Annotated in this window: 25 protein-coding genes; 20 read left to right on the top strand and 5 right to left on the bottom strand. The window is 67.8% G+C overall.

From position 1 onward, the window contains the following. Positions 1–104: 104 nt before the first annotated feature. From LGY53_RS38585 to LGY53_RS38570, 4 genes are all read left to right on the top strand, one after another. Positions 105–845, top strand: coding sequence for a phosphoglyceromutase (locus LGY53_RS38585; protein WP_167478233.1), 741 nt, complete (start codon positions 105–107; stop codon positions 843–845). Positions 846–1,134: 289 nt separating this feature from the next. Further along, a complete protein-coding gene (locus LGY53_RS38580; protein ID WP_225731620.1) occupies positions 1,135–1,869 on the top strand; it encodes a S1 family peptidase in 735 nt (244 codons plus the stop codon). A gap of 226 nt (positions 1,870–2,095) precedes the next feature. Beyond that, the gene (locus tag LGY53_RS38575; RefSeq protein WP_225731619.1) at positions 2,096–4,147 is read left to right on the top strand and encodes a CocE/NonD family hydrolase; all 2,052 of its coding nucleotides are present in this window, start codon (positions 2,096–2,098) and stop codon (positions 4,145–4,147) included. 204 nt (positions 4,148–4,351) lie between these two features. Next, a complete protein-coding gene (locus LGY53_RS38570; RefSeq protein WP_225731618.1) occupies positions 4,352–6,394 on the top strand; it encodes a CocE/NonD family hydrolase in 2,043 nt (680 codons plus the stop codon). 68 nt (positions 6,395–6,462) lie between these two features. Here LGY53_RS38570 and LGY53_RS38565 read toward each other — a convergent pair whose 3' ends face one another. After that, positions 6,463–7,128 (bottom strand): NADPH-dependent F420 reductase, encoded by a 666-nt coding sequence (locus tag LGY53_RS38565; RefSeq protein ID WP_225731617.1) that lies wholly within the window; start codon positions 7,126–7,128, stop codon positions 6,463–6,465. A gap of 89 nt (positions 7,129–7,217) precedes the next feature. On the opposite strand from LGY53_RS38565, the gene LGY53_RS38560 reads away from it, so the two are divergent. The 3 genes from LGY53_RS38560 (at position 7,218) to LGY53_RS38550 (ending at position 9,703) form a co-directional block, all read left to right on the top strand. Further along, positions 7,218–7,622, top strand: coding sequence for a helix-turn-helix domain-containing protein (locus LGY53_RS38560; protein WP_225731616.1), 405 nt, complete (start codon positions 7,218–7,220; stop codon positions 7,620–7,622). A 159-nt stretch (positions 7,623–7,781) separates the two neighbouring features. Continuing rightward, on the top strand, positions 7,782–9,017 hold the full coding sequence (locus tag LGY53_RS38555; RefSeq protein ID WP_167478223.1) for a cell wall metabolism sensor histidine kinase WalK: 1,236 nt from the start codon (positions 7,782–7,784) through the stop codon (positions 9,015–9,017). Further along, positions 9,014–9,703: a response regulator transcription factor gene (locus LGY53_RS38550; protein WP_014988578.1), complete on the top strand. Its 690-nt coding sequence runs from the start codon at positions 9,014–9,016 to the stop codon at positions 9,701–9,703. Before LGY53_RS38555 ends, LGY53_RS38550 begins: the two co-directional genes overlap by 4 nt. Before the next feature lie 37 nt (positions 9,704–9,740). Here LGY53_RS38550 and LGY53_RS38545 read toward each other — a convergent pair whose 3' ends face one another. Next, entirely contained in the window at positions 9,741–10,076 is a 336-nt protein-coding gene (locus LGY53_RS38545) for a hypothetical protein (protein WP_225731615.1), read from the bottom strand. A 106-nt stretch (positions 10,077–10,182) separates the two neighbouring features. Then, on the bottom strand, positions 10,183–11,031 hold the full coding sequence (locus tag LGY53_RS38540) for a hypothetical protein (RefSeq protein WP_374111298.1): 849 nt from the start codon (positions 11,029–11,031) through the stop codon (positions 10,183–10,185). 65 nt (positions 11,032–11,096) lie between these two features. On the opposite strand from LGY53_RS38540, the gene LGY53_RS38535 reads away from it, so the two are divergent. From LGY53_RS38535 to LGY53_RS38500, 8 genes are all read left to right on the top strand, one after another. Beyond that, on the top strand, positions 11,097–12,131 hold the full coding sequence (locus tag LGY53_RS38535; protein ID WP_167478221.1) for a Ppx/GppA phosphatase family protein: 1,035 nt from the start codon (positions 11,097–11,099) through the stop codon (positions 12,129–12,131). Next, positions 12,128–13,870: a hypothetical protein gene (locus LGY53_RS38530; RefSeq protein ID WP_225731614.1), complete on the top strand. Its 1,743-nt coding sequence runs from the start codon at positions 12,128–12,130 to the stop codon at positions 13,868–13,870. The genes LGY53_RS38535 and LGY53_RS38530 overlap by 4 nt, the downstream gene beginning before the upstream one ends. Positions 13,871–13,885: 15 nt before the next feature. Further along, positions 13,886–14,776, top strand: coding sequence for a sugar phosphate isomerase/epimerase (locus LGY53_RS38525; protein WP_225731613.1), 891 nt, complete (start codon positions 13,886–13,888; stop codon positions 14,774–14,776). 24 nt (positions 14,777–14,800) lie between these two features. After that, positions 14,801–15,625 carry a pyrroline-5-carboxylate reductase gene (gene proC / locus LGY53_RS38520; protein ID WP_167478219.1) on the top strand — a complete coding sequence of 275 codons (825 nt, stop codon included), beginning with the start codon at positions 14,801–14,803 and terminating at the stop codon, positions 15,623–15,625. Positions 15,626–15,829: 204 nt separating this feature from the next. After that, positions 15,830–16,084 (top strand): helix-turn-helix domain-containing protein, encoded by a 255-nt coding sequence (locus LGY53_RS38515; protein ID WP_225731612.1) that lies wholly within the window; start codon positions 15,830–15,832, stop codon positions 16,082–16,084. A gap of 196 nt (positions 16,085–16,280) precedes the next feature. Then, entirely contained in the window at positions 16,281–16,382 is a 102-nt protein-coding gene (locus LGY53_RS38510) for a 30S ribosomal protein bS22 (protein ID WP_003402602.1), read from the top strand. Positions 16,383–16,655: 273 nt separating this feature from the next. Further along, on the top strand, positions 16,656–17,714 hold the full coding sequence (locus tag LGY53_RS38505; RefSeq protein ID WP_225731611.1) for an NAD-dependent epimerase/dehydratase family protein: 1,059 nt from the start codon (positions 16,656–16,658) through the stop codon (positions 17,712–17,714). Further along, positions 17,711–18,742 (top strand): lysophospholipid acyltransferase family protein, encoded by a 1,032-nt coding sequence (locus LGY53_RS38500; protein WP_225731610.1) that lies wholly within the window; start codon positions 17,711–17,713, stop codon positions 18,740–18,742. The genes LGY53_RS38505 and LGY53_RS38500 overlap by 4 nt, the downstream gene beginning before the upstream one ends. Positions 18,743–18,752: 10 nt before the next feature. Here the strand turns inward: LGY53_RS38500 and LGY53_RS38495 are convergent, their stop codons facing one another. Further along, positions 18,753–19,781 (bottom strand): HAD family hydrolase, encoded by a 1,029-nt coding sequence (locus LGY53_RS38495; protein WP_374111296.1) that lies wholly within the window; start codon positions 19,779–19,781, stop codon positions 18,753–18,755. 111 nt (positions 19,782–19,892) lie between these two features. Between LGY53_RS38495 and LGY53_RS38490 the strand changes: the two genes are divergently transcribed. From LGY53_RS38490 to LGY53_RS38470, 5 genes are all read left to right on the top strand, one after another. After that, positions 19,893–20,153 carry a glutaredoxin family protein gene (locus tag LGY53_RS38490; RefSeq protein WP_225731609.1) on the top strand — a complete coding sequence of 87 codons (261 nt, stop codon included), beginning with the start codon at positions 19,893–19,895 and terminating at the stop codon, positions 20,151–20,153. Positions 20,154–20,391: 238 nt separating this feature from the next. After that, a complete protein-coding gene (locus tag LGY53_RS38485) occupies positions 20,392–21,282 on the top strand; it encodes a redox-sensing transcriptional repressor Rex (protein ID WP_225731608.1) in 891 nt (296 codons plus the stop codon). Positions 21,283–21,285: 3 nt separating this feature from the next. Further along, positions 21,286–22,677 (top strand): glutamyl-tRNA reductase, encoded by a 1,392-nt coding sequence (locus LGY53_RS38480; protein WP_225731607.1) that lies wholly within the window; start codon positions 21,286–21,288, stop codon positions 22,675–22,677. Continuing rightward, positions 22,674–23,723, top strand: a complete 1,050-nt coding sequence (gene hemC / locus LGY53_RS38475; RefSeq protein ID WP_225731606.1) for a hydroxymethylbilane synthase — start codon at positions 22,674–22,676, stop codon at positions 23,721–23,723. The genes LGY53_RS38480 and hemC overlap by 4 nt, the downstream gene beginning before the upstream one ends. After that, positions 23,720–25,282, top strand: a complete 1,563-nt coding sequence (locus LGY53_RS38470; RefSeq protein WP_167478213.1) for a bifunctional uroporphyrinogen-III C-methyltransferase/uroporphyrinogen-III synthase — start codon at positions 23,720–23,722, stop codon at positions 25,280–25,282. The genes hemC and LGY53_RS38470 overlap by 4 nt, the downstream gene beginning before the upstream one ends. A 13-nt stretch (positions 25,283–25,295) precedes the next feature. On the opposite strand, the gene LGY53_RS38465 is transcribed toward LGY53_RS38470, so the two are convergent. Further along, the gene (locus tag LGY53_RS38465) at positions 25,296–25,568 is read right to left on the bottom strand and encodes a hypothetical protein (protein WP_225731605.1); all 273 of its coding nucleotides are present in this window, start codon (positions 25,566–25,568) and stop codon (positions 25,296–25,298) included. Positions 25,569–25,653: the final 85 nt, after the last annotated feature.

Genomic DNA, 25,653 nt, shown 5'->3' with positions numbered 1-25,653 from the left:
CGGTGTTCGCCCGCCCGCGCGCTCGGTCCCGGCGAGTGTGAGTTGTCCGGCATCGAGCCCGCACGGCTGCCACCGTTACCGGCGGACCTGCAAGAATGGCCGCCATGACGTACACCCTCGTGCTGCTGCGCCACGGCGAGAGCGAATGGAACGCGCTGAACCTGTTCACCGGCTGGGTGGACGTGCACCTGACCGATAAGGGCATCGCCGAGGGCAAGCGGGCCGGGGCGCTACTCGCCGAACACGGTGTGCTGCCGGACGTCGTCTACACCTCGCTGCTGCGCCGCGCGATCAGCACCGCCAATATCGCGCTGGACGCCGCCGACCGGCACTGGATCCCGGTGGTCCGCGACTGGCGGCTGAACGAGCGGCACTACGGCGCGTTGCAGGGCAAGAACAAGGCCCAGATCCGCGACGAGTACGGCGACGACCAGTTCATGCTGTGGCGGCGCAGCTACGACACCCCGCCGCCGCCGATCGATCCGGCCGACGAGTACAGCCAGGACGGCGATCCGCGCTACGCGGGCATCGAGGTGCCCAAGACCGAATGCCTGCTCGACGTGGTGAACCGGATGGTGCCGTACTGGGAGTCGACCATCTCCAAGGAACTCCTCGCGGGTAAGACGGTTCTGGTTGCCGCGCACGGCAATTCGCTGCGCGCGCTGGTCAAGCACCTGGACCGGATCTCGGATGCCGATATCGCGGGCCTGAACATCCCCACCGGCATTCCGCTGGTATACGAGTTGGATGAGCAGCTGCGTCCGGTGCGTCCGGCGGCCTACCTGGACCCGGAGGCCGCCGCGGCGGGCGCGGCCGCGGTCGCCAATCAGGGTGGTGGCCGGTAGGGCGCTGCGGCACAAGCATTGTCGTAGCGGCGTCGCTGGGAAGCGCCGTAGCGGTGAATAATTCGGTGCGCCGCGGTCGATTCGGCCGCGGCGCACCGCCGTATCCGGTCGCGGATCGACGGCCGCGCGAATCTCGGCGGCACTTGATAGGGTGCCAACGTCCGTACTCGTGTGGCCGTCGAGATGCTTTCCGCCAGGGGGGATTTGGTCCTCATGCCGAGGCTGTGCGGTGGTTCGTGGGTGTGAGTTCCGGCTCCGGCGGGTCCGGGGTGAATAGAGAAGAGTAGAGATGTTTTCAGCGGGGCGGACCCGGGTCGTGCACTGGGTCGCCGCGGCGGTGACGGCATTGGCCGCCACCAGCGTATTTTCCGGGGGGACGGCATCGGCGGAGGGGCCCGCGGTGCTCGGCGGCGGTTCCGGGTTGTACATCGAGACCTCGGAACCGGATACGGTCAGCGAATGCACGCTCACCGCAATCGGTTTCGATCGCGACAACAAGTTGGTCGGGCTGACGGCGGGGCACTGCGGTGAGATCGGCATGCGGGTGGCCGCCGAATATTCGCCCAAGTCCGGCGTTGTCGGCAAGGTCGCGGCGAAGAGCGTCGACAACGACTGGGCGGTAATCGAACTCGACCCGGCGCGGGTGTCGCCGACCCGGCAGGTGGCGCAGTCGGTGATCGCCGGAATCGGCGCGCCGCCGAAGGTCGGCGATATCGTCTGCAAGAACGGCCGCACCACCGGCTTCACCTGCGGGCCCGCCTGGGAGACCAAGCAGGCGTGGTTCCGCAGCCAGGTGTGCGCCAACCACGGCGATTCCGGTGCGCCGGTGCTGATGGGGGACAAGCTGGTCGGCATGGTGGTGGCCGGCTCGGACTTCAAGGCGGGTCCGATCACCGTGCCGCTGCCGCTGTGCAGCGGCGGCGGCGACCTGCTGCACCAGCCGGAGCTGTCCACCACGATGGCGCTGGTGCTGGCGGATATCGATCGCCAGGGCGGCATCGGCGCGGGCTTCCGCCCGTTCTGAAACCGGTCGCGCGGGTCGATGGTTACTGCCGTCGACCCGCGCTGTGGTAAATCTTGATTCTGCGCCGAACGGCGCTATTTCCGGCTATACCCAGCCGCTATCGCGAGCCGTACCGAATATGTAAATCGGCATTCTCATCACATTTACTGTTACCCGAGTTCCTTACCGACCGGTAAGCATGCTACGTTTCGGGCGTTCGACCAGCATGAGAGGTGGATCACGTCCGATGAAGTACGCGTTGCGGGCCACAGTGGCGGCGGTTGCCACGGCGGTGCTCGTCCCCTTCCTCGCATCCGGCGCATCCGCGGCGCCGAACCCGACCGGACCCGATGGCGGCGCCGCCGGTGCGGCCTGGACCGCAACCGAAGACGGTCCGCAGCAGTACCCGAATGTGTTCATCCAATGGGACGTGCCGATCACCATGAGCGACGGCACCGTGCTGAAGGGCAATGTCTACCGGCCCGCCGACGCCGCCGGGCGGCCGATCGACACCCCGACGCCGACGGTCGTCAACCTGACGCCCTACACCAAGCTGGTCTCCAACCTGGCCGACCACGCGCAGTCCATACCCGGCCTATCCGACGCGTTGCTCGGGCTGTTCCGCCAGATCGATCTGAGCGGCACCCCGCTGTCCGGAATCACCGATCTGACAAAGGCATTCGGCGGCGGTGAGCTGCGCAACTTCACCGTCGACCGGCAGCTGATCAAGAGCGGCTACACCCAGGTGGTCGTCGATGTGCGCGGAACCGGCTTCTCCCAAGGGGATTGGGATATGCTGCGCGATCGCGAACAGCAGGACACCGTCGAGGTGATCGACTGGGCGGCGCACCAGCCATGGTCCAACGGGCGCATCGGCATGAACGGCATTTCCTACTCGGGCATCAACCAGGTGCAGGTCGCCGAAAAACGCCCGCCCGCATTGCAGGCCATCTTCCCGGTCGTGCCGGGTAGCGATCTGGTCGACGACGTGCTGGCGCCCGGTGGCGGCTTCGGCTTCAACTTCATTCCGCTGTGGCTCACCGCGATCAACGGGCTCAAGCTGGTTCCGGATCTGGCCTCGGTGCTCAACGGGCAGTTCGACACCCAGTGGCTGGCCGATCGGGTGCGAGATCCGTTGACATTCATGGACGTACTGCTCAACGTCTACACCACCGCGAAGATGGATGACCTGGATCCGCGCGCTAAGGAACTGCTCACCGCGAATTCCGGCCCGCGCAAGGCGTGGCTCGGCGATCCGAGCCGGATCCAGGTGCCGACCTTCGTCACCGGCGGCTGGCACGACCTGTTCACCTACTCGGAATCCAAGATCTACAACGATATTCCGCTGCCCGCGGGCCAGAAGCAGCTGCTGATGGGCAATACCTACCACGTCAATTCCGGCAACGAATACGGCAAGCCCGGATTGCCGCCCCGGCTGGACGTATTGCAGCGCGCGTGGTTCGACAGATGGCTCAAGGACATCGACAACGGCATCGATCAATACGGTCCGGTGACCCTGCGCCAGCAGGGCGGCGGCTGGGTCACCAGCAACGGATTCGGCGAATCCGCCACCGGCACCGATGAGGCCGAGTATCGCAGGATGTACCTGTCGGCGGCCCGCAGCGGCACCGCGAACAGTGTCTATGACGGATCACTCAGTGCGACAGCGGTTTCCGATGACGCCCGGCTCACCGTCGCACCCGGGCTCGCCAGCCTGTGCTCCAACGACGCCGCACAGGGCAGTGCGGGCGTGTTGTCGATCATCGACGGCTGCGCAAAGGATTCCAGAATCGAGGAGCTCGGCGGGCTCACCTTCACCAGTGCGCCGGTCGGCGGGCCGACCAGCCTGTCGGGTCCGATCGCGGTGCATCTCAACACCGTTCAGGACGCGGCGGACGGCTACTGGGTCGTCACGGTGAACGATGTCGCCCCCGACGGACAGTCGACGGTGCTGTCCTCCGGCCAGCTGATGGCCTCGCTGCGGCAGGTCGATGAGGCCGCCAGTTCCCGTTCGGCCAATGGTGATTACACCGATCCGCGCGCCTACACCTCGATCGATTATCGGCAGCCGACCGTGCCGGGCGAGGCGACGACGCTGGATATCGCGCTGCCCGCGACCGAGGCGGTGCTGCAGCCGGGACACCGCCTGCGGGTGGACGTGTACGCGGGCAACTTCCCGAAGGGACTGCCGATCATGCCGATGCTGCTCGATACCGGACTGCGCCCGCAGCATGTGCAGCTGGATCCGCAGCGGCCGAGCTTCGTCAATGTTCCGGTGCGGGGCAACCCGGGCTGGTAACGGCGAGAAGGGAAGAGCGCCTTCGTTCGACAACGGTGTCGGGCGGGGGCGTTTTTCTGTGTGCGGATGCCGTAGCCGCAGCTCCGAACGTTGTGAGGTTGCACGAATTTCCGGCCCGCACGCCGGATTCGCGGACAGTTCCGACCGTTCGACCTACTTTTAGGGTCATTCCGAAAAGATCGCCTTTTCATAGAAAGTAGTCGGATGCGGTCCACTCTGCGTTGTGCCGTCGCGTTGTTCGCCGCAATCGCCTTGGCGCCCTTCCTATCTCCCGCCACGGCTCCGGCCGAGCCGGCACCGACCGGACCGGACGGCGGCGCCGCGGGCGCGGCATGGGCGGCCGCGGAAGACGATCCACAGCAGTATCCGAACGTCCACATCGACTGGGACGTGCCGATCACCATGAGCGACGGCACCGTGCTGAAAGCGAATGTCTACCGTCCGGCCGATGCTGTGGGACAACCGATTTCGGCGCCGACACCGACCATCGTGAACCTCACCCCGTACACCAAACTCGGCTCGATGATCGCCGACAGCCTCATCTCCATTCCGTGGCTGTCCGACGCGGTCATGCAGGTGGCGCGCGACACCGACCTATCCGGCACGCCGTTCTCCGGCATCACCGATCTGACCAAGGCGCTCAGCGGCGGCCTGATCCGCAATTTCTCGGTCGACCGGCAGCTGATCAAGAGCGGTTACACCCAGGTGGTGGTCGATGTCCGGGGAACCGGCTTCTCCCAAGGGGATTGGGATCTGCTGCGCGATCGGGAACAGCAGGACACCGTCGAGGTGATCGACTGGGCCGCGCATCAGCCGTGGTCCACCGGCGATATCGGGATGAGCGGCGTCTCCTACTCGGCGTTGAACCAGTTGCAGGCCGCGGCCAAGAATCCGCCCGCCCTGAAGGCCATCTTTCCGGTGGTGCCGAGCCGGAATCCGTTCCGCGACTTGGTCGCACCCGGCGGCGCCGTCGGTGTCGCGTTCATGCCCGCCTGGCTGCTCGCGGTGAACGGCGCGAAGCTGGTGCCGGATCTGTCCGCGCTGGCCGGCGGCTGGTTCGACCTCAAATGGTTACAGGACCGGATGGCCGACCCGTTCACCTTTATGGACGCGCTGGTCAATGTGTTCGTCACGCCGGAGATCGACCAACTCGACCCGAAGGTGCAGGATCTGCTGCACGCCGCGAGCCCGATCCGCCAGGCGTGGGAGAACGATCCGAGCCGAATCACCGTGCCCGCCTTCATCACCGGCGGCTGGCACGATGTCTTCGTCAACTCGCAGGCCGACGTCTACCGGCGAATGCCGTTGCCGCCCGGGCGCAAACAGCTGTTGATCGGCGACGGTTACCACATCAGCAACGGCAACGAATCCGGTAAGCCCGGTCTGCCGCCGCGCATGGACGTGCTGCAGCGAGCCTGGTTCGACAAGTGGCTCAAGGGAATCGACAACGGCATCGATGAATACGGCCCGGTGACGGTGCGTCAGCAGGGCGGCGGCTGGATCACCGCGCCCTCCTTCCCCGAACCGGGCGTCGACTACCGGCGGATGTACCTCTCGGCCACGTCCAGCGGCACCTCCGGCGTCAGCGCACACGATGGATCGCTTATCCCACAACCGGATCCGGGCACCGATCAACTCACCGTCGCACCGGGCCTTTCCACCATCTGCTCCAGGGACGCGGCGCAGGAATCCGCCGGAATCCTTTCGATCATCGACGGCTGCGCGAAGGATTCACGGGTGGCCGAGGTCGCCGCGCTCACCTTCACCAGCGCCCCGGTGGCCTCGCCGACCAATCTGTCGGGCCCGATCGCGGTGCACCTCAACACCGTTCAGGACGCCGCCGACGGCTACTGGGTCACCACCGTGAACGACGTAGCGCCGGACGGACAGTCGACGGTGCTCTCCTCCGGCCAGCTCGTCGCCTCGCTGCGGAAGATCGATGAGGCGCGCAGTACCCGCGCGCCCGACGGCGACTACACCGATCCGGTGCCCGACCTCTCGCTGGACACCCGACAGCAGACGGTGCCGGGACAACCGACCGCACTGGATATTTCGGTGCCCGGCATCGCCGCCGTCCTCCAACCGGGACACCGCCTGCGCGTCGACGTATTCGCCGCCAACTTCCCGAAGGGCCTGACACCGACCCCGATCACCGTCGACACCGGTCTGCGCCCCCAGCATCTGCTGCTGGACCCGGCGGAACCGAGCTACGTCAACATCCCGGTGTCCGGCAATCCCGGCTGGTGACCCGACAGGTGGCGTTCGCCGGGGTGCCGTCCTGGCATCCAGGCGAACAACCTCGGATGTGTCGTCGCTCAATCGACTTCGGCGTAGGTGGCCTCGACCGGCGGGAACATCGCCCTGGCGTCCTGGCCACCGAACCACAGCCCGACGACGAAGACCGAGGTGGCCTCCAGGTACCGCGCCCGGTGCAGTCCGCCCGCGGGGATCGGTTGGAACTTCAGGTCTTCGATCAGACCGGCCACCAGGCGTAGGGCGGCCGGATCGTCGCCGCAGTACGGCATGCCCAGCGTGCGACCCTCGAATTCCCTGGTATCCGCGGCGAAGACCTCGGCGGCGAGGAGGTTGAACGCCTTCACCACGTGCGCGTCGGGCACGGTGGCCGAGATCCGTTCGGCCACCGCGTCTTCGGCGAGGACGAACGCCAACGTGCCCTCCGGCGCGGCCTCGTCCGGCATGAACGCGTTGGAGCAGTCGATCAGGGTCTTACCGGCGAAACCGCCTGGCACCGAACGCAATACCGCGTCCATCGCGCTCGGCGGCAGCGCCAGCAGCACCGCATCGCCGAACGCCGCCGCTTCGGCGATCGACCCGCCGGTCGCGCCCGAACCGATATTCGCGGCCAATTCGCTTGCGGCACCGGCATTTCGAGCGCCGATGCGGATCTCATGCCCCGCCGCGGCCCAGCCGCCGCCGAGCGCCGCCGCCATCGAGCCCGCGCCGATGATTCCGATTCGCATATCAACTCCTGTAGTGAGGGGAACGCGATCGAAATTAGGGACTCCGATGGGCACCTGCGGGTGCGCAATAAACCTGGCAAGCTGAAACGATGGCGCTGGCGCACGTCGAACACATCACCATCGGACCGGTCGAATTCCCGGCATACGGCGATTACACCTCGGACTGCCCGGCCAGGATCGGTGTCGACCTCTTCGGCAACTCCTGGCTACCGGTGGTGGTGTACACGCTGCGCAACGGTCCGATGCGTCCCGGCGAGCTGCGCGCCACCATCGGCGGCATCAGCCAGAAGATGCTCACCCAGACCCTGCGCAAGATGGAACGGATGACGCTGGTCGAGCGCCGCCGCTACGCCGAATCCCCGCCGCGGGTGGAGTACGAGCTGACCAAGGCGGGCCTCGATCTGCTCATACCGCTCTATGCGCTGGGCGATTGGGTGGACCGGCACGGTTCGGCGGTCACCGCGGCATTGGCCGACGGCGACGACGAGGACTGAGCGCCCGGTCAAGCCGTCTTGATCTGCGTCAACGATGCGGACACGGTCCTCGGAATTCTGTGTAAACGCATGGCTAACACTCGCTAAAGGGCCTGTGACCTGCATGAAACTTCGTGTACCCGGCGTTGGTATGTCGCTAGTCGACCGTACGATTCAAGTGTGAGTGTTCCCCAGGCCGTCCTGCTGGCAGTCCTCGCGGCTGTCGTGGGCCTGGCAGTCGGCGGGCTACTGATTCCATATATGAATGCGAGGCAGGCCGCGCGACGGCAGGCCGATTCCGGTCTCACCATGTCCCAGGTGCTCGACCTGATCGTGCTCGCCTCGGAGAGCGGTATCGCGGTGGTCGACGAGTACCGCGACGTCGTGCTGGTCAATCCGCGGGCCGAGGAACTCGGCCTGGTCCGCAACCGACTACTCGACGAACGCGCCTGGGCCGCGGTCGAAAAGGTGCTGGCCACCGGCGAATCCGCGGAATTCGACCTGACCGCCAAGAACCCGATGCCCGGCCGCAGCCGGATCGCGGTGCGCGGTGTCGCCCGGCCGCTGTCCAAGGAGGAGACCAATTTCACGGTGCTCTTCGCCGACGACGATTCCGAGCAGGCCCGCATGGAGGCCACCAGGCGCGACTTCGTCGCCAACGTCAGCCACGAGCTCAAGACACCGGTCGGCGCGATGAGCCTGTTGGCCGAGGCGTTGCTGGAATCGGCCGACGATCCGGATGCGGTGCGCCACTTCGGCCAGCGGGTGCTCGGCGAATCGCGCAGGCTCGGCAAGATGGTCACCGAGTTGATCGCGCTGTCCAGACTGCAGGGCGCCGAGAAACTGCCCGACCTATCCGTTGTCGACGTCGATACCGTCGTCAACCAGGCGGTCGACCGTTCCCGCACCGCGGCGGAGGCCGCGGGCATCACCGTCAGCACCGACCGCCCCAGCGGACTCGAGGTGCTCGGTGACGAGACCCTGCTCGTCACCGCCCTGTCCAACCTGGTGGAGAACGCGATCGCCTATTCGCCGACCGGCTCGCACGTCTCGGTCAGCCGCTCGCTGCGCGGCGACCACGTCGCGATGGCCGTGACCGACCGCGGCATCGGCATCGCCAAGGAAGACCAGGAGCGGGTGTTCGAGCGGTTCTTCCGCTCGGACAAGGCCCGCTCGCGCGCCACCGGCGGTACCGGCCTCGGGCTGGCTATCGTCAAGCATGTGGCGGCCAACCACAACGGTGAGATCACCCTGTGGAGCAAGCTGGGTACCGGATCGACGTTCACCCTGCGAATACCCGCCCACCACGAGGCCGACGGAGATGAGGATTCCGCCGAGTCCGGGGTGGGCACGAGAGAAACAAGCCCGCGTCCCACGGGTCCGGGCCGAACCAACGGTGTGGAGGCACGCAGATGACGAGTGTTCTGATCGTCGAGGATGAGGAGTCGCTGGCCGATCCGCTCGCGTTTCTCCTGCGCAAGGAGGGATTCGAGGTAACGGTGGTCGGTGACGGACCATCCGCGCTTGCCGAATTCGACCGGTCCGGCGCCGATATCGTGCTGCTCGACCTGATGCTGCCCGGTATGAGCGGCACCGACGTGTGCAAGCAGCTGCGCACCCGCAGCGGTGTCCCGGTGATCATGGTGACCGCGCGGGACAGCGAGATCGACAAGGTGGTCGGGCTGGAGCTCGGCGCGGACGACTATGTAACCAAGCCGTACTCGGCGCGCGAGTTGATCGCCCGCATCAGGGCGGTGCTGCGCCGTGGCGCCGGTGACGAGCTGGACGGCGGCAACGAGAGCGGCGTGCTGGAGGCGGGCCCGGTGCGGATGGATGTTGACCGGCACACGGTGCTGGTCAACGGCAAGCCGGTCACCCTGCCGCTCAAGGAGTTCGACCTGCTGGAGTACCTGCTGCGCAATTCCGGCCGGGTGCTCACCCGCGGCCAGCTGATCGACCGGGTGTGGGGCGCCGATTACGTCGGCGACACCAAAACGCTCGATGTGCATGTCAAGCGGCTGCGCTCGAAGATCGAGGCCGATCCGGCCAAGCCGGAGCACCTGGTGACGGTGCGCGGGCTGGGTTACAAGCTGGAGGCGTGATCCGGGGCCCGGTCGTCCGGGCCCCTGGATCGGCGACTCAGGGGACGATGTGCACCCATGCGGTGCCCAGCGGGGTTTCCTGCTTGTCGAGGACGATCCAGCCGAAGCCGTACGGGTCGGCCTGCTTGCAGTCGTAGAGCGCGACGCCGTCGCCGCGACAGGCGATGGTGCTGCGGGTGCCGTACGGGCTGACAATGAGCTGCTTGCCGTCGGCCTTGGCGTTGAGCGCCGCCGGATCGGTCGAGTTCACGAAGTCCGCGGTGTGGTCGGAGTACTGGGTGGGGTCGGGGGCGTCGTCCGCGTGCGCGACACCGGTCACGGTGAGCGCGGCGCCGACGGCGATGGTGGCGAAGGTGATGGCTTTGGTGAACATGACCGCCCATCAAACCGGATCACGGTGAAAAGCGCATTGCGCGCGAATGGCTCGTAATGCAATTTTCATATCCCGGACATGCAGGTAGACGGACTGGACGGCCTGTTCAGGACCGCTCGGCCGCGGCCGTCGCGGGGTGGATCGCGATGAGCCCCAACCCCTCTCGGCGCTTGCAATGTTTGGCCAATTCCGCGTACGCGGGCTCGCCGATCAGCTCCGTCAATTCCGGCGCGTACGACTGCCAGACCGGACGGGCCCCGACATGTGCGTCGGGGGAGCCGGAGCAGTACCAATCCAGATCCAAACCGCCCGGGCCCCAGCCGCGCCGGTCGTATTCGGTGATCACGGTGCGCAGGATCTGCACGCCGTCCGGACGGTCCTCCCACTCCTGGGTCCGGCGAATGGGCAACTGCCAGCACACATCCGGCTTCACCGTGAGCGGTTCGACGCCCGTGCGCAACGCCATGGTGTGCAGCGCGCAACCGACGCCGCCCGCGAAACCCGGACGGTTGAGGAAGATGCACGCGCCGTCGAACCGGCGGGTGCGCAGCGCCTGCTCATCCTCGAGCTCGTCGACCTCCAGGTAGCCCTTCTTGGTGACCTTGCCGTCGGCGTCTTTTGCCTCGTCCATGAGCTGCCAATCCTCGGCTGTGAGCAGTTTCACAGCCTTCTGCAGGCGCTTGCGGTCGTCCTTGTCGGAGAGGAACGCGCCGTGTGAGCAGCAGCCGTCATCCGGCCGGTCGCCGAGGATGCCCTGGCACGCCGGCGTGCCGAATACACATGTCCACTTCGACAGCAGCCAGGTGAGGTCGGCGACGATGAGATGCTCATCGTTTGCCGGATCGACGAATTCGATCCACTCACGCGGGAAATCGAGAGCCACCTCCGGGCTCGGATCGATTTTTCCCGCTGGTCGGGGCTTGCGCCGGGTCTTCGCAGCTGCGCCTTCCGTCACAGTGCGAGACGCTAACAGTTCGATCGCGTGACCTGAAGCGCCGGTCGACCCAGTACCGTGTTCTTGTGCGGCTAGGGGTACTCGACGTCGGAAGCAATACCGTGCACCTGCTCGTGGTGGACGCTCATCGTGGTGGCCACCCCATGCCGATGAGCTCGACAAAGGCCACGCTGCGGCTGTCGGAGAATATGGACAACCACGGCCGGATCACCGAAGCGGGTGCGCGCAGGCTGATCGATACGGTGGCCGAATTCGCCAGCATCGCCGAGACTTCCAAATGCGTCGAGCTGATGCCGTTCGCGACCTCGGCGCTGCGCGAGGCCACCAATTCCGACCAGGTGCTCAACCGGGTGCGCCGGGAAACCGGGGTGGATCTGCAGGTGCTTTCGGGGGTCGACGAGGCCCGGCTCACCTTTCTCGCGGTGCGGCGCTGGTACGGCTGGAGCGCGGGCCGCATTCTCAACCTCGATATCGGCGGCGGATCGCTGGAAATGACCAACGGCGGCGACGAGGAACCCGATGTCGCGCTCTCGCTGCAGCTCGGCGCAGGCCGGTTGACGCGGGAGTGGCTGCGCGAGGATCCGCCGGGCAAGCGCCGGGTCGCCGTGCTGCGCGACTGGCTCGACGCCGAACTGGTGACCCCGGCGAAACAGCTGATCGAGGTGGGTAAACCGGATCTCGCCGTCGGCACGTCCAAGACGTTCCGGTCGCTTGCCCGGTTGACCGGGGCGGCACCCTCCGGGGCGGGCGCCAGGGTGCGTCGTACACTCACCAGCTCAGGTCTGCGCCAACTGATTGCGTTCATATCGCGAATGACGGCCGCCGACCGTGCAGAATTGGAAGGCGTAAGTTCGGATCGGTCACAGCAATTGGTGGCTGGCGCATTGGTCGCGGAGGCGAGTATGCGGGCACTATCGCTGGATACCCTCGAAATTTGTCCGTGGGCGCTGCGAGAGGGACTGATCCTGCGCAAACTGGATACCGATATGAACGGCGGACCCCGGGCCAAGTGCTCCCCGGGCCCGGCGGCCGGTAGCGGCAAGCCGAGGCCCGGCGGTGACGCGGCACTATCGGGGCCGATTGGAGTTGTGCCCTCGTGACGGACGAGTCGAAACAGCTTTCGGTCGCGGAACTGTTGGCCCGCAACGGTCAGCAGGGTGCGGCGCCCTCTTCGAGCGGTGGTCGGCGCAGGCGCGGCGGCCGCGGTATCTCCGTCGCCGAACTCACCGGCGATCTGCCCGTCGTCCCGGTCGGTCGCGGCCACTCCGCGCATGCCGCACCCGAGGACGAGCCCGCCGAATCCGCGCCGGAACCATCGCCTTTCGACTACTCGCTGTCGAATTATGCTGCCGCCGAGCCGGTTTCGTACCACCCGCCGGAGCCCGCCCCCGAGCCCGCCGGCTACTCGCCGATGTCCGGGCCGATCACCATGTACGACCCGCTGCGCTCCTATGCCGCGCCCGAGCCGTACGTGCCGCCGCCGGATCCGCAGCCCGGCTACACCGCCCGGGTCATGCCCGGCCGCGAGATGCCCGAATCGCCCGCGCGCGGCCTGCCCGGCCGGGACATGCCGGGCGCCACCGAGATTCCGCACGGCAGGTCCGGGCGACGCGCCGATCCGCTCGCCCCGGCCCCCTATAACGCCGACCCCCTTGCCCAGGCCGCCCATAACGCCGATCCGCTCGCCCCGGCCGCTTATGGTGCCGATCTCTATAACGCCGATCCGCTGCCGAACGGCGCGCCGCCCTCGGGCGGATCCGGCCGCAGACACCGCCCCGACCCGGACGACGCGACCACCGAGGTGCAGCGGCTGCGCGAACTCGATGCGCCGCCCGGCCCGGCGAGCAGGCGCGGCGCGCCGAACCATGACGAACCCAAACCCGGCAGCCGGGCCGCCCGCCGCCGCGCCAAGGAGGCGGCCGAGGAAGGTCCGTCGACTGCGGCTTGGGCACCCGACTACCCGGCCGATCCGAATCCGCGCGGTCGCGCCGCCGGCCCGGCGAATCCCGAACCGCCGCAACCGGATACGCGAAGACCGGCCAAGCGCGGCCCCGGTGACGGCGGCCTGCCCGCCTGGTCGGCGCGAAGACATAAGCCCGCCGCGCCGGATGAGCACGCACCGGAACCCGGCGGCATTCCAACGGCCGCGTGGTCGCTGGCCAGCCAGGATCAACAGCTCATCTCCGGCCACACCGTCGCGGGCGATCTGCTGCGCGACGGCGTCGACCGGGCCGAGGCCGAACGGGCCGAGCGCGCCGGTCGCAACGGCAGGTCCGGCCGCGGCTTCGACCGGGCCGAATCCGGTCGGGACGGCGGCAAATCCGGCCGCGGCTTCGGTCGCGGTAAACGCGATGCCGAACCGGACGACGAGCTGGACGAGCTCGGGATAGACGACGGTCACACCGACGTCTACGCACCGGTCGGCATGGGCAAGCGCGCCGTCGACGAGGCGGAAGACGATGTCGCCGAAGCCGATTCGCGGCCCAAGCGGCTCGCCACCGCGACCCGGACCTTCGCCACCGCGACCAGGGCCGGTTCGCGGCGCGCGCGGTCCTCGCGCCTGTCCGAGGAGGACGCCAACCGCAGGCAGTGGATGATCCTCGGCGGTCAGAGCGCCGGTGCCGCGGTCGCGGGCATGCTGCTGTTCAAGGGTTTCGAGCGGATGTGGGAGATGCTTCCGTGGGTGGCGCTGATCCTGGCGATGGTGGTGATCCTCGGCCTGGTCGCGCTGGTCCGGATCCTGCGCCGCACCGATGACATTCTCAGCACGGTGATCGCGGTCGTTGTCGGCAGCTTCGTCACGCTGGGACCGCTGGCCTTTCTCCTCAGTACCAGCTGAGCCGGGGAGCGGGCAGTGGGCGACAACGGGATTCGGGTCGGCTTGTCGACGGCCTCGGTCTACCCGCAGAACACCGAGGCGGCCTTCCGCTACGCGGCCGAAATCGGTTACGACGGCATCGAATTGATGGTGTGGGCCGAGCCGGCCAGCCAGAGCATCTCCACCGTGCAGGCATACGCGCACAAATACGGGGTGCCGGTGCTCGCCATCCACGCGCCGTGCCTGCTGATCTCGCAACGGGTTTGGGGCGCCGATCCGGTGGCCAAACTCGAGCGCAGTGTGCGCACCGCGGAGGCGCTCGGCGCGGATACCGTCGTCGTGCATCCGCCGTTCCGCTGGCAGCGTCGATACGCCGACGGGTTCGCCGAGCAGGTGGCCGAACTGGAGGAGTCGAGCCCGGTCGCGGTCGCAGTGGAGAATATGTTCCCGATGCGGGCCGACACGCTGTTCGGGCGGCGTGGCGCCTCGGTGAAGCGGCTGGAGCGCCGCGGTGGTCCCGGCTTGGCGCTCACCGCCTTCAGCCCGTCCTACGATCCGACCGATACTGGGTTCCGGCACTACACCCTGGATCTTTCGCACACCGCCACCGCGGGCGCGGACCCGCTGGCACTGGCGGCGCGGATGGGGCACAACCTGACCCACCTGCATCTGGCCGACGGCCGCGGCGCCGCGCACGACGAACATCTGGTGCCGGGCGACGGCACCCAGCCGTGCGTCGAACTGTGCGCGATGCTGGTGCGTTCCGGATTCACCGGACACGCTGTCGCCGAGATCAATACGCAGAACGCGCGCACCACCGCGGACCGCGCCGCCATGCTGCGCCGCACGCTCACCTTCGCGCGCACCCACCTCAACGGCATGACCCCGGCGCCCGCCGCCGAGCCCACCCACGCGAACCACGGCTGAAAGCCGCCTCTAGCCTTGGATTCCATGACGAGGATTGCGGTGATCGGCGGCGGCCGGATCGGTGAGGCGTTGCTCGCCGGATTGCTCGAATCGGGTCGGCAGGCCAAGGATCTCGTTGTCGTCGAGACGCATCCGGATCGGGCGCTGCTGCTCGCCGACCGCCTCGACATCCGGGTCACCGATGCGGTCGCCGACGCGGTGACCGGCGCCGATCTGGTGGTGATCGCCGTCAAGCCCGGCGACGTCGAATCGGTGATGACCGATCTGAGCAAGGCCGTCATCGGCGGCGAGCGCGACCAGGTGCTGGTCTCGCTGGCCGCCGGCGTGCCGATCGCGCGGCTGGAACGGCATCTGCCTGCGGGTTTCCCGGTCGTCCGGGTTATGGCGAACACCCCGATGCTGGTCGGTCAGGGCATGTCCGTGCTGGCGCCGGGACGCCACGTCAGGGCCGAGCAACTGGCCCAGGTGACCGAATTGCTCGGCGCGGTCGGCAAGGTGGCCACCGTCGCCGAGGCGCAGATGGATGCGGTGACCGCGGTGTCCGGATCGGGGCCCGCCTATTTCTTCCTGGTGGTCGAGGCCATGATCGACGCATCCGTCGGACTGGGCTTGAACCGTGAGGTGGCCACCCAGTTGGTGGTGCAGACGCTGGTGGGTTCGGCCGCACTGCTCGACGACGCCGATCAGAGCGCCGTCGAGCTGCGCGCCGCGGTCACCTCACCCGCCGGGACCACGGCGGCGGCGATGCGGGAGCTGGAGCGTCACGGGGTGCGCTCGGCTTTTCTGGAGGCGCTGCACGCGGCGCGGGATCGATCGGCGGAGCTGGGCCAGGCCGGTGAGGACCGGTAGCGAACCTTACGAGCCGATTCAAGCCAGTAAACGCACCGTGACCGGTCGGTTCCCAATCGTAAAACCCGATTTCTCACTCCCGTCGCAGTAATCCCACTGGCCCCGCTAAGCTTCAAGGAGCACGTGCGTGTCTGTTCCGCCGGTGGGGAAGCCGGCGGCGCGGACGTGCCGGAGGTCAATGGTGCAATGATGTCTTCGAACAAGATGTCTGCGAACAATGGTGGGTCGTCCGGCAGCGGTTCCGGCTCATCGAGCAGGGCGAGTCAACCGGTGATCGGCGGCGGAACGCAGTTCCTCACCGTCGCCGAGGTAGCGAATCTGATGCGGGTATCCAAGATGACGGTGTACCGGCTCGTGCACTCCGGCGAACTGCCGGCGGTGCGGGTCGGCCGCTCGTTCCGGGTACACGCCAAGGCGGTGCACGACTACCTGGAGACGTCCTACTTCGACGCCGGTTGAGCCGGTTCGAGCCCATCCCGGACGTCCCGGTACGATAGACCCTCGGTTCGTGTTCGCCCGCCGGCCGCACCGCTAGTCGGTGCGCCGTGGTATCCGGCGGCGCGGACATGGGGCGTGAGGCTTGCCGAACGACCGGACAGCAAACGCGCGCGAACGTATGCGCGTGCCGAGTAGAGAGAACGCGAGGAACAACCCTATGGGTTCTGTGATCAAGAAGCGCCGCAAGCGCATGTCGAAGAAGAAGCACCGCAAGCTGCTTCGCCGCACGCGTGTTCAGCGGCGCAAACTCGGCAAGTAAGCGCGCGAGAGCGGAGAGGCCCGGCACTGTACGCAGTGCCGGGCCTCTTTCATGTGACGATTCGCCCCTGCCGCGTCTAGGGGCGCAACGAACTTTCGTTTAAATCACCGGCATTGAAATTCCTTGCGGGGCAGGGTCGCAAAGCCGTGTATCGAGTGATTGAAGTCATCGTTAGAAGCTGGTTAATACCCTCGAGACCGCCGATGACTACGGTTACTCTGGAACGCGAAATAATTCGGCTTCAGGGCCAGGCAGGTGGCAGTGGGATCCGAGATGCGAGGCAGCGCACCCAAAGTGGTGCTGGTGACCGGTGCCAGTCGTTTTTTCGGCGGCAACACGGTGGCGCGCCTTGCCCAGGATCCGGAGATCGAGCGGATCATCGCGGTGGACACGATGACCCCGAGCCGCGAACTGCAGCGCCGCATGGGGCGCGCCGAGTTCATCCGGGCCGATATTCGAAACCCGTTGATCCGCAAGGTAATCGGCGGTAACGCGGTGGACACCGTCGTGCACGCCGGTGTGCTGTCGCGCCCACCGGCCGGCGGTGCGCGGGCGGTGATGAAGGATCTCAACGTCCTCGGCACCATGCAGTTGCTCGCGGTATGCCAGAAATCGCCGAACATAGAGCGAGTTGTGGTGCGTTCGTCGTCGGCGGTGTACGGCTGCAGTGCGAAAGATCCGGCGAAATTCACCGAAGAAATGGGCGCACGACAACCACCGAGCGGTTGGTTTGCCCGGGACATGATCGAAATCGAGGGATTCGTCCGAGGATTGGCGCGGCGTCGTCCGGATATCGCTACGACGATTCTGCGTTTCGCGCCCATTGTCGGTCCGCGGTCGGCCGCGCGGGGCGCGCAGTATTTACGTTCACCGATCACCCCGACCGTCTTCGGCCGGGACGCGCGGCTGCAACTGTTGCACGAGGAGGACGCCGTCGCGGCGCTCGCGACCGCGGCGACGGCCGGACGCGCCGGAACCTTCAATATCGCCGGCGACGGCGCGCTCGCCCTGTCGCAGGCGGTGCGCCGGGCCGGACGCATCGAGGTACCGGTCCCGTTCATCGTTTTCCGCACCATCGGCCGCGCGCTGATGGGCCCGGTGATGCGGGACTTCAGCGGCGAACAGCTGGACTACTTCCACTTCGGTTGTGGTCTGGACACCACCCGTATGCGCACCGAGCTCGGCTTCCAGCCGCGCTGGACGACGGTGCAGGCATTCGACGACTTCATCGGGGGCGCAGCGTTGCGGCCCGTCTTCGATCCCGCGTGGATCGATGTCGCAGAACGAAAACTGCTCGGCCTGGTCGGGGCCGATACGGGAGCACACTCATGAACGATGTAGCGAAGGTCATTCAACTCCACGACGCACAGCTGGAGGCGCGGCAGCGACCGGCGGCGCGGCGCAGGCTCGATACGGTGCCCGACGCGGATTTCCTGCCGAGCCCGGTCACCTCGCTCACCGATCGGCTGACCGCGACGGAACCTCCCGCGCCGCAATCACTTTCGGACCTGGTGCGCGGTGCGATCGGCAAACAGATCGGCAGGACAGCCGATTTCGCCCGGCGCAGGCTCACCGGCGATTACCAGATCGACGAATTCGGTTTCGACGAACATCTGCTGGAATCGGTGATTCTGCCCGCGCTGCGGCCGCTTTCGGATATCTGGTTCCGGGTGCGGGTGAGCGGAATCGAGAACATTCCCGAGGTCGGCGGTGCGCTGCTGGTGGCCAACCACGCGGGCACCGTGCCGCTCGACGGGTTGATGCTGCAGCTGGCCGTGCACGACCACCATCCCAAGCAGCGCGCGCTGCGGCTGCTCGCCGCCGACCTGATCTTCGAGATGCCGCTGCTCGGCATGCTCGCCCGCAAGGCGGGGCACACCCTGGCCTGCCGTCCCGATGCCGAAAGGCTTTTGCGCACAGGCGAATTGACCGGCGTATTTCCCGAGGGTTTCAAGGGTGTCGGCAAGAATTACGCGGACCGGTACAAGCTGCAGCGGTTCGGGCGCGGCGGTTTCGTCGCCGCGGCGGTGCGCACCGGTGTGCCGATCATCCCGTGCTCGATCGTCGGATCCGAGGAGATCTACCCGAAGCTGGCCGATATCAAGCCGCTGGCCCGGCTGCTCGGGCTGCCGTACTTCCCGGTGACGCCGCTGTTCCCGCACCTGGGGCCGCTCGGCGCGCTACCGCTGCCGTCGAAGTGGTACATCGAATTCGGAACCCCCATCCCGACAACGGGTTACGAACCGGAGGCGGCCGACGACCCGATGACCATGTTCGAGGTCACCGATCAGGTTCGGGAGACCATCCAGCAGACCCTGTACAAGCTGCTGAACAAGCGCCGGAACCCGTTCACCGGCTGAGGCTTTCGGCTCAGTGCTCGCGGCGGCGGGTGATCACGGCGGCCACCGCGCCGCCCGCCGCGCCCAGAGCGAGCGCCGTCGGCACGCCGACCTTTGCCGCCTTGCGGCCGGTGCGGAAATCGCGAATCTCCCAGCCGCGGTTCTTGGCCACCTCGCGCAGATCCGAATCCGGATTGATCGCCACGGCGGTGCCGACCAGCGACAGCATCGGCACATCGTTGTGGCTGTCGGAGTACGCGGTGCACCGCTTGAGGTTCAATCCCTCGCGAATCGCCAAGGTGCGCACCGCATGTGCCTTGCCGAGGCCGTGCAGGATATCGCCGACCAGGCGGCCGGTGAACTTACCGTCGACGCTCTCGGCCACCGTGCCGAGCGCGCCGGTGAGGCCGAGCCGCTTGGCGATCACCTGCGCCAGCTCCACCGGCGTCGCGGTGACCAACCACACCTGCTGTCCGGCGTCGAGATGCATCTGCGCGAGCGCGCGGGTGCCCGGCCAGATCTTGTCGGCGATGATCTCGTCGTAGATTTCCTCGCCGAGCGCGGCCAATTCGGTGGTGGAGCGGCCGGCGATGAAGGCCAGTGCCTTCTCCTTGCCGCTGGCCATATCGGTGCTGTTCTCCTTGCCGGTGACCCGGAATTTCACCTGCTTCCACGCGATGTCGACGAGGTCGGAGGTTTTGAAGTATTTGCGCGCGGCCAGCCCGCGGGCGAAGTGCACGATGGAGGCACCCTGCACCATCGTGTTGTCGACATCGAAGAATGCGGCGGCGGTCAGATCGCGCGGGGCCTCCGGACCGGTGGGTTCGGCATCGGCGGCGGCCAATTCGGCGTCGTGCAGCGCGAGCGCCGCATCGGCGCTGGCCTCGCCCGCCAGGTTGGCGCGCACCTCCTCCTCGCTCGGACCGAACGGGCTGCGCGAGATGCGCGCCAGCTGATCCTGCAGGTTCTGGCCGAGTGGCCCGAAATTCCAGCGCACCGGAAACTCGCCGAATCGTCCCGCGATGAATCCGGCCCTCTCCACCTTCGATCGTTCCGGCACCAGTACCTCCGCCCGTCGCGCGAACCACGTCCACATTAACCGGATTCGATGACACCTATACCCGGTCCGCGTGGACCAACCGGTATGTGGAGAGGGGATTTAATGTCCGTCATGACCAATGCCACACATTCGGTGACCCTGCTGACCCGGGCGGGCTGCGGCCTGTGCGCCGTCGCACTGGATCAACTGCGGATGATCTGCGCGGATTTCGGGATCGAGCCGGAAACCGTCGACGTCGACGTGGCGGCCGCCACCGATCCGGCGCTGCGCGCGGAGTTCGGCGACAGGTTGCCCGTGGTGTTGCTGAACGGTCGTGAGCACAGCTATTTCGACGTTGACGAGCCCCGATTGCGCGCGGATCTGGGTCGCTGACCCAAACAGGGTCGTGTCGCTTTGCCCCACACGGCGGGTTGCGGCGGAAAATGAGGCGCAATTCACCGACTTTGTGCAGGGCTTCACAAGCAGTTACGGTGGTGGCACGCGACCCGCAGCGCCGAGGCGCGAACCCACCCCTGAAATCCGACACATCGACCGTGGCACCGGACCGTTTTCCGGCCGCAGGTCGACAGACGACCCGGACCGCGCACGGGCCGGACGAGGAGCCGACGACGTGACAGAGCAGCATGAGGCGCCAGGTGGCGTCTCCAGGGCTCTGCAGAAGGACATCCCGCAGGCCACGGTGGCGCGGTTGGCCACCTATCTCCGGGTCCTCGCCATGTTGGCCGACGACGGTGTTGCCATCGTATCGAGTGAGGAACTGGCTGTCGCGGCGGGTGTCAATTCGGCGAAGTTGCGCAAGGATCTGTCCTTCCTCGGACCCAACGGCGTGCGCGGTGTCGGCTACGACGTCGTCAAGCTGCACACCAGGATCGAGGATGTGCTCGGGCTCTCGCAGGGACACCGGGTGGTACTGGTCGGCGCCGGGAATTTGGGGCGCGCGCTGGTCGGCTACGGCGGGTTCCCGCGGCGCGGGTTCACCGTCGTCGGCATATTCGACAGCGATCCCGCGGTGATCGGGCTGGAGGTGGCCGGGCTGACCGTCGGCGATGTCGCCGATCTGGACGCCGCCGTCGCCGCGCTCGCGCCGACCATCGCCGTCATCACCGTGCCCGACGACGCGGCCCAGGACGTCTGCGACCGGCTGGTCGCCGCCGGGCTGCAATCCATTCTGAGCTTCGCGCCGTGCGAGCTGAGCGTGCCGGGCACCGTCGAGGTGCGGCGCGTCGATCTGGCGGCGGAACTGCAGATGCTCTCGTTCGAGACCGCCCGCAATGTCGCGGAGACGACCGCGGCGGCCGAACTGCCCGAGGTGACCCATGCGATCCCGGGCAGGATCACCCTCCCCGGCGTAACGGCCGACGGTAGACATCGGGGGATGGCTGGACACGCCGCGAACGGGCATCCGGCACTCAAGCATTCGACGACCCAGCATGCGACGGCAAAGCACGCCGCAGCCTCCCATTCGGCAACGGAGCCTTCCAGCAAGGGATCGGTGGTTTAGGGCATGAGTGTTCTGCTAGTCGGGATTTCGCATCGGAGCGCGCCCGTCGCGGTACTGGAGAAGGTCGCGATCACCGATGCCGACCGGCCGAAGCTGATCGACCGCATGCTGGCCTCCAGCCATATCTCGGAGGCGATGATCGTCTCCACCTGCAACCGCGTCGAGGTGTACGCGGTGGTGGATGCCTTCCACGGCGGCCTGGCCGAGGTCGGCGAGCTGCTGACCAAACACTCCGGACTGCCGCTGCCGGATCTGACCAAGCACGCGTACGTCCGCTACAGCGAGGCCGCGGCCGAGCACCTGTTCGCGGTGGCGAGCGGGCTGGATTCGATGGTGGTCGGCGAGCAGCAGGTGCTCAGCCAGATCCGCGGTGCGTATGCCGCCGCCGACGCACAGCAGGCCGTCGGGCGCACCATGCACGAGCTGGCCCAGCAGGCGCTGCGGGTCGGCAAGCGGGTGCATTCGGAGACCGGGATCGACCGGGCGGGCGCCTCGGTGGTCTCGGTGGCGCTGGAGCGGGCACAGCAGCTGCTCGGCGACCTGACCGGCAAGTCCGCCGTGGTCGTCGGCGCGGGCGCGATGGGCGGCCTTGCGGTAGCACATCTTTCGCGTGCGGGCGTGGATCGGATCACCGTGGTGAACCGCACCATCGAGCGGGCCCACCGGCTGGCGGAAACCGCGCTTACGCACGGGGTGCGCGCGGCCGTCGGGTTCGAGCTCTCCCGGCTGGCCGAGGCGCTGGCCACCGCCGATGTGGTGCTCACCTGTACCGGCGCGGTCGGTACCGTGATCACCCTTGCCGATGTGCACCGGGCGCTGACCGATCAGAACCGAAGTGCGACAAGGCCGCTCGTGCTCTGCGACCTCGGGCTGCCGCGCGATGTCGAGCATGCGGTGGCCGGACTGCCCGGCGTCACCGTGATCGATATCGAGACGCTGCAGCGCGATCCGGCCGCGGGTGCGGCCGCCGCCGATACCGCGGCGGCCCGCGCGATCGTCGCCGAGGAACTCGCGAAATATCTTGCCGGACAACGGATGGCGGAGGTCACCCCGACCGTCGCCGCGCTGCGTCAGCGCGCCGCCGAGGTGGTCGAGGCCGAACTGCTGCGACTGGATTCGCGGCTGCCCGGCCTGGCCGATCCGGAGCGCGACGAGGTGGCGCGCACCGTGCGCCGGGTGGTGGACAAACTGCTGCACGCGCCGACGGTGCGGGTCAAGCAGCTGGCGTCCACCCCGGGCGGGGACAGCTACGCCGAGGCGCTGCGCGAGCTGTTCGAGCTGAAACCCGGTGCGGCACAAGCGGTTGCCGCGCCGATGGAGATCAGCTCGATCGGCGAGCTGGCCGACGATTTCACCGCGGGGCATCAAGCGGGCGGACAGGAGCGGCAGGTATGACGATGGTGCGGGAGGAGCAGGACGTGACGACCGCGGGCACCCGCGCGCCGTGGCGGATCGGCACCCGCGGCAGCCTGCTCGCGCTCACCCAGGCGGGCACGGTCCGCGACGCGCTGATCGCCGCCGGACATCCGGCCGAGCTGGTCGTCGTCAAAACCGCGGGCGACTTGTCGAGCGAGCCGGTGGAGCAGATCGGCGTCGGCGTGTTCACCTCGGCGCTGCGTGACGAATTGGCCGCCGGCGCAATCGATATCGCGGTGCACTCGTACAAGGATCTGCCCACCGCGCAGGATCCGCGCTTCACCATCGCCGCCATCCCGCCACGCGAGGATCCGCGCGACGCCCTGGTGGCGCGCGACGGCCTGGTGCTCGGCGAACTGCCGCCCGGCTCGCGGATCGGCACCTCGGCGCCGCGCCGGGCCGCGCAGCTGCGCGCGCTCGGGCTCGGCCTGGAGATCGTCCCGCTGCGCGGCAACCTGGACACCAGGCTGCGCAAGGTCGCCGATGGCGAACTCGACGCGGTGGTCGTGGCACGAGCGGGCCTCGCCCGGATCGACCGCACCGACGCGGTCACCGAGGCGCTGGAGCCGGTGCAGATGCTGCCCGCCCCGTCGCAGGGCGCGCTGGCGATCGAATGCCGCAGCGACGACACCGAATTGGTGAGCGCGCTGAGCCGCTTCGACGATGCCGCGACCCGGGCCGCGGTGCTGGCCGAGCGGGCACTGCTCGCCGAGCTGGAAGCCGGCTGCACCGCGCCGATCGGCGCGCTGGCCGAGGTGGTCGAGTCGCTGGATGACGACGGCCGCATCGTCGACGAGCTTTCGCTACGCGCGTGCGCCGCCGCCGTCGACGGATCCGAGGTGCTGCGCGCCTCCGTGGTCGGCGCGCCGGAACGGGCCGCCGAGCTCGGTCGGGCGCTGGCCAGAGAGCTGCTCGAGCTGGGTGCTCGCGAGCTGCTCGGCACACCGGAGCCGAATGGCTCGACCCAGGCGGTGAATCCGCCCGCAGACTTTGCCAACCCCAGTCCAATGGAGAACCTCGAATGAGTCGAGCCACCAAAAAGCATCCCGGTCGGATCCTCTTCGTCGGGTCGGGTCCCGGCGATCCGGCACTGCTGACAGTGCACGCCCGCGAGGTGCTCGGCCGCGCGACGCTGGCATTCACCGACCCGGATGTCGACAAGGGTGTGCTGGCCCTGATCGGTACCGCGGTCGAGGAGGACCCCGACGGCACCCGCCCGGTCGATGTGCGCCCGGCGCTCGGTGAACCCGCCGAGGTGGCCAAGACGCTGGTCGCCGAGGCGCGCAACGGCCACGATGTGGTGCGCGTCGTCGCCGGCGATCCGCTGACGGCCGATTCGGTGATCGCCGAGGTCAACGCGGTCACCCGGTCGCATGTGGTCTTCGAGGTGCTGCCGGGGCTGCCCACCGGATCCGCGGTGCCGAGCTACGCGGGTATCGCGCTCGGCTCCGGGCATACCGAGGCCGATGTGCGCGGCGAGGTCGACTGGGCCGCGCTGGCCGCCGCCCCCGGCCCGCTCGTGCTGCACGCCACCTCGGGCCATCTGGCCGAGACCGCGAGCGCCCTGGTGGAACACGGAATGGCCCCGCAGACGCCGGTCGCGGTGACCGTGCGCGGCACCACCCGCCAGCAGCGCACCATCGAGGCCACCCTGGCCACGCTGAACAGCGCCGCATCCGAACTGGTCGGCCCGCTGGTGGTGACCATCGGCAAGGTGGTCGCCGCGCGGTCGAAGATGTCGTGGTGGGAGTCGCGCGCGCTGTACGGCTGGACCGTGCTGGTGCCGCGCACCAAGGATCAGGCCGCCGAGATGAGCGAGCGGCTGGTCACCCACGGCGCCATCCCGATGGAGGTGCCGACCATCGCGGTGGAGCCGCCGCGTAGCCCGGCGCAGATGGAGCGCGCGGTCAAGGGGCTGGTCGACGGCCGGTACCAGTGGGTGGTGTTCACCTCCACCAACGCGGTGCGCGCGGTGTGGGAGAAGTTCGCCGAATTCGGTTTGGACGCAAGGGCGTTCTCCGGTGTGAAGATCGCCTGCGTCGGCGAGGCCACCGCCGACAAGGTGCGCTCGTTCGGCATCAATCCGGAGCTGGTGCCCAGCGGCGAACAGTCCTCCGAGGGCCTGCTCGCCGACTTCCCGCCCTACGACGACGTTTTCGACCCGGTGAACCGGGTTCTGTTGCCGCGCGCCGATATCGCCACCGAGACGCTGGCCGAGGGACTGCGCGATCGCGGCTGGGAAATCGACGACGTCACCGCGTACCGGACGGTGCGCGCATCCCCGCCGCCCGCCGAAACCCGCGAGATGATCAAGACCGGCGGTTTCGACGCGGTCCTGTTCACCTCGTCCTCCACGGTCCGCAACCTGGTCGGCATCGCGGGTAAGCCGCACGCGCGCACCATCGTCGCCTGCATCGGCCCGAAAACCGCTGAGACGGCAATCGAATTCGGGTTGCGAGTGGATGTGCAACCGGAGGTCGCGCAGGTCGGCCCGCTGGTGGAGGCGCTGGCCGAACATGCGGCCAGGTTGCGCGCCGAGGGTCTGCTGCCGCCGCCGCGCAAGAAGAGCCGCCGCAGCCGGTAGCGCACCTGGCTTTTCAGCGCCGGGTGCGCATCATGTCGCGGACCAGGCGGCAGGTGGTGTTGGACGGTGGCCGGATGCCGACCAATTCCGCAGTGCGCCTGATCTTTTCGTTATCCGCCTGACTTGCCCGGTAGACCCCCGAATCGAGCAGCGCGATCGCCAGCCGCATCGCCTTGAGCCGCCGGTTGTGCGTGACATACCACGACCGCGGCCGCCCGGCGGGCAGCGACTTCTTCTCCAACGGAACATAGGGCCGGTCGATGACAACCGTCTTCGGCTTGGGCACGAGTGTCCTCCCATCGAGCACGTGTCCGAACCCCCTCGAACACGTCTTCGATTGTACTCGGCGGCACCGACAAAAACCGCTGCGT

This window comes from Nocardia sp. JCM 34519.1 (assembly GCF_020361265.1).
GTDB lineage: Bacteria > Actinomycetota > Actinomycetes > Mycobacteriales > Mycobacteriaceae > Nocardia > Nocardia arthritidis_A.
The sequence above is the reverse complement of the archived record's forward strand: the minus strand, read 5'-3'. Positions and strand labels throughout refer to the sequence as shown.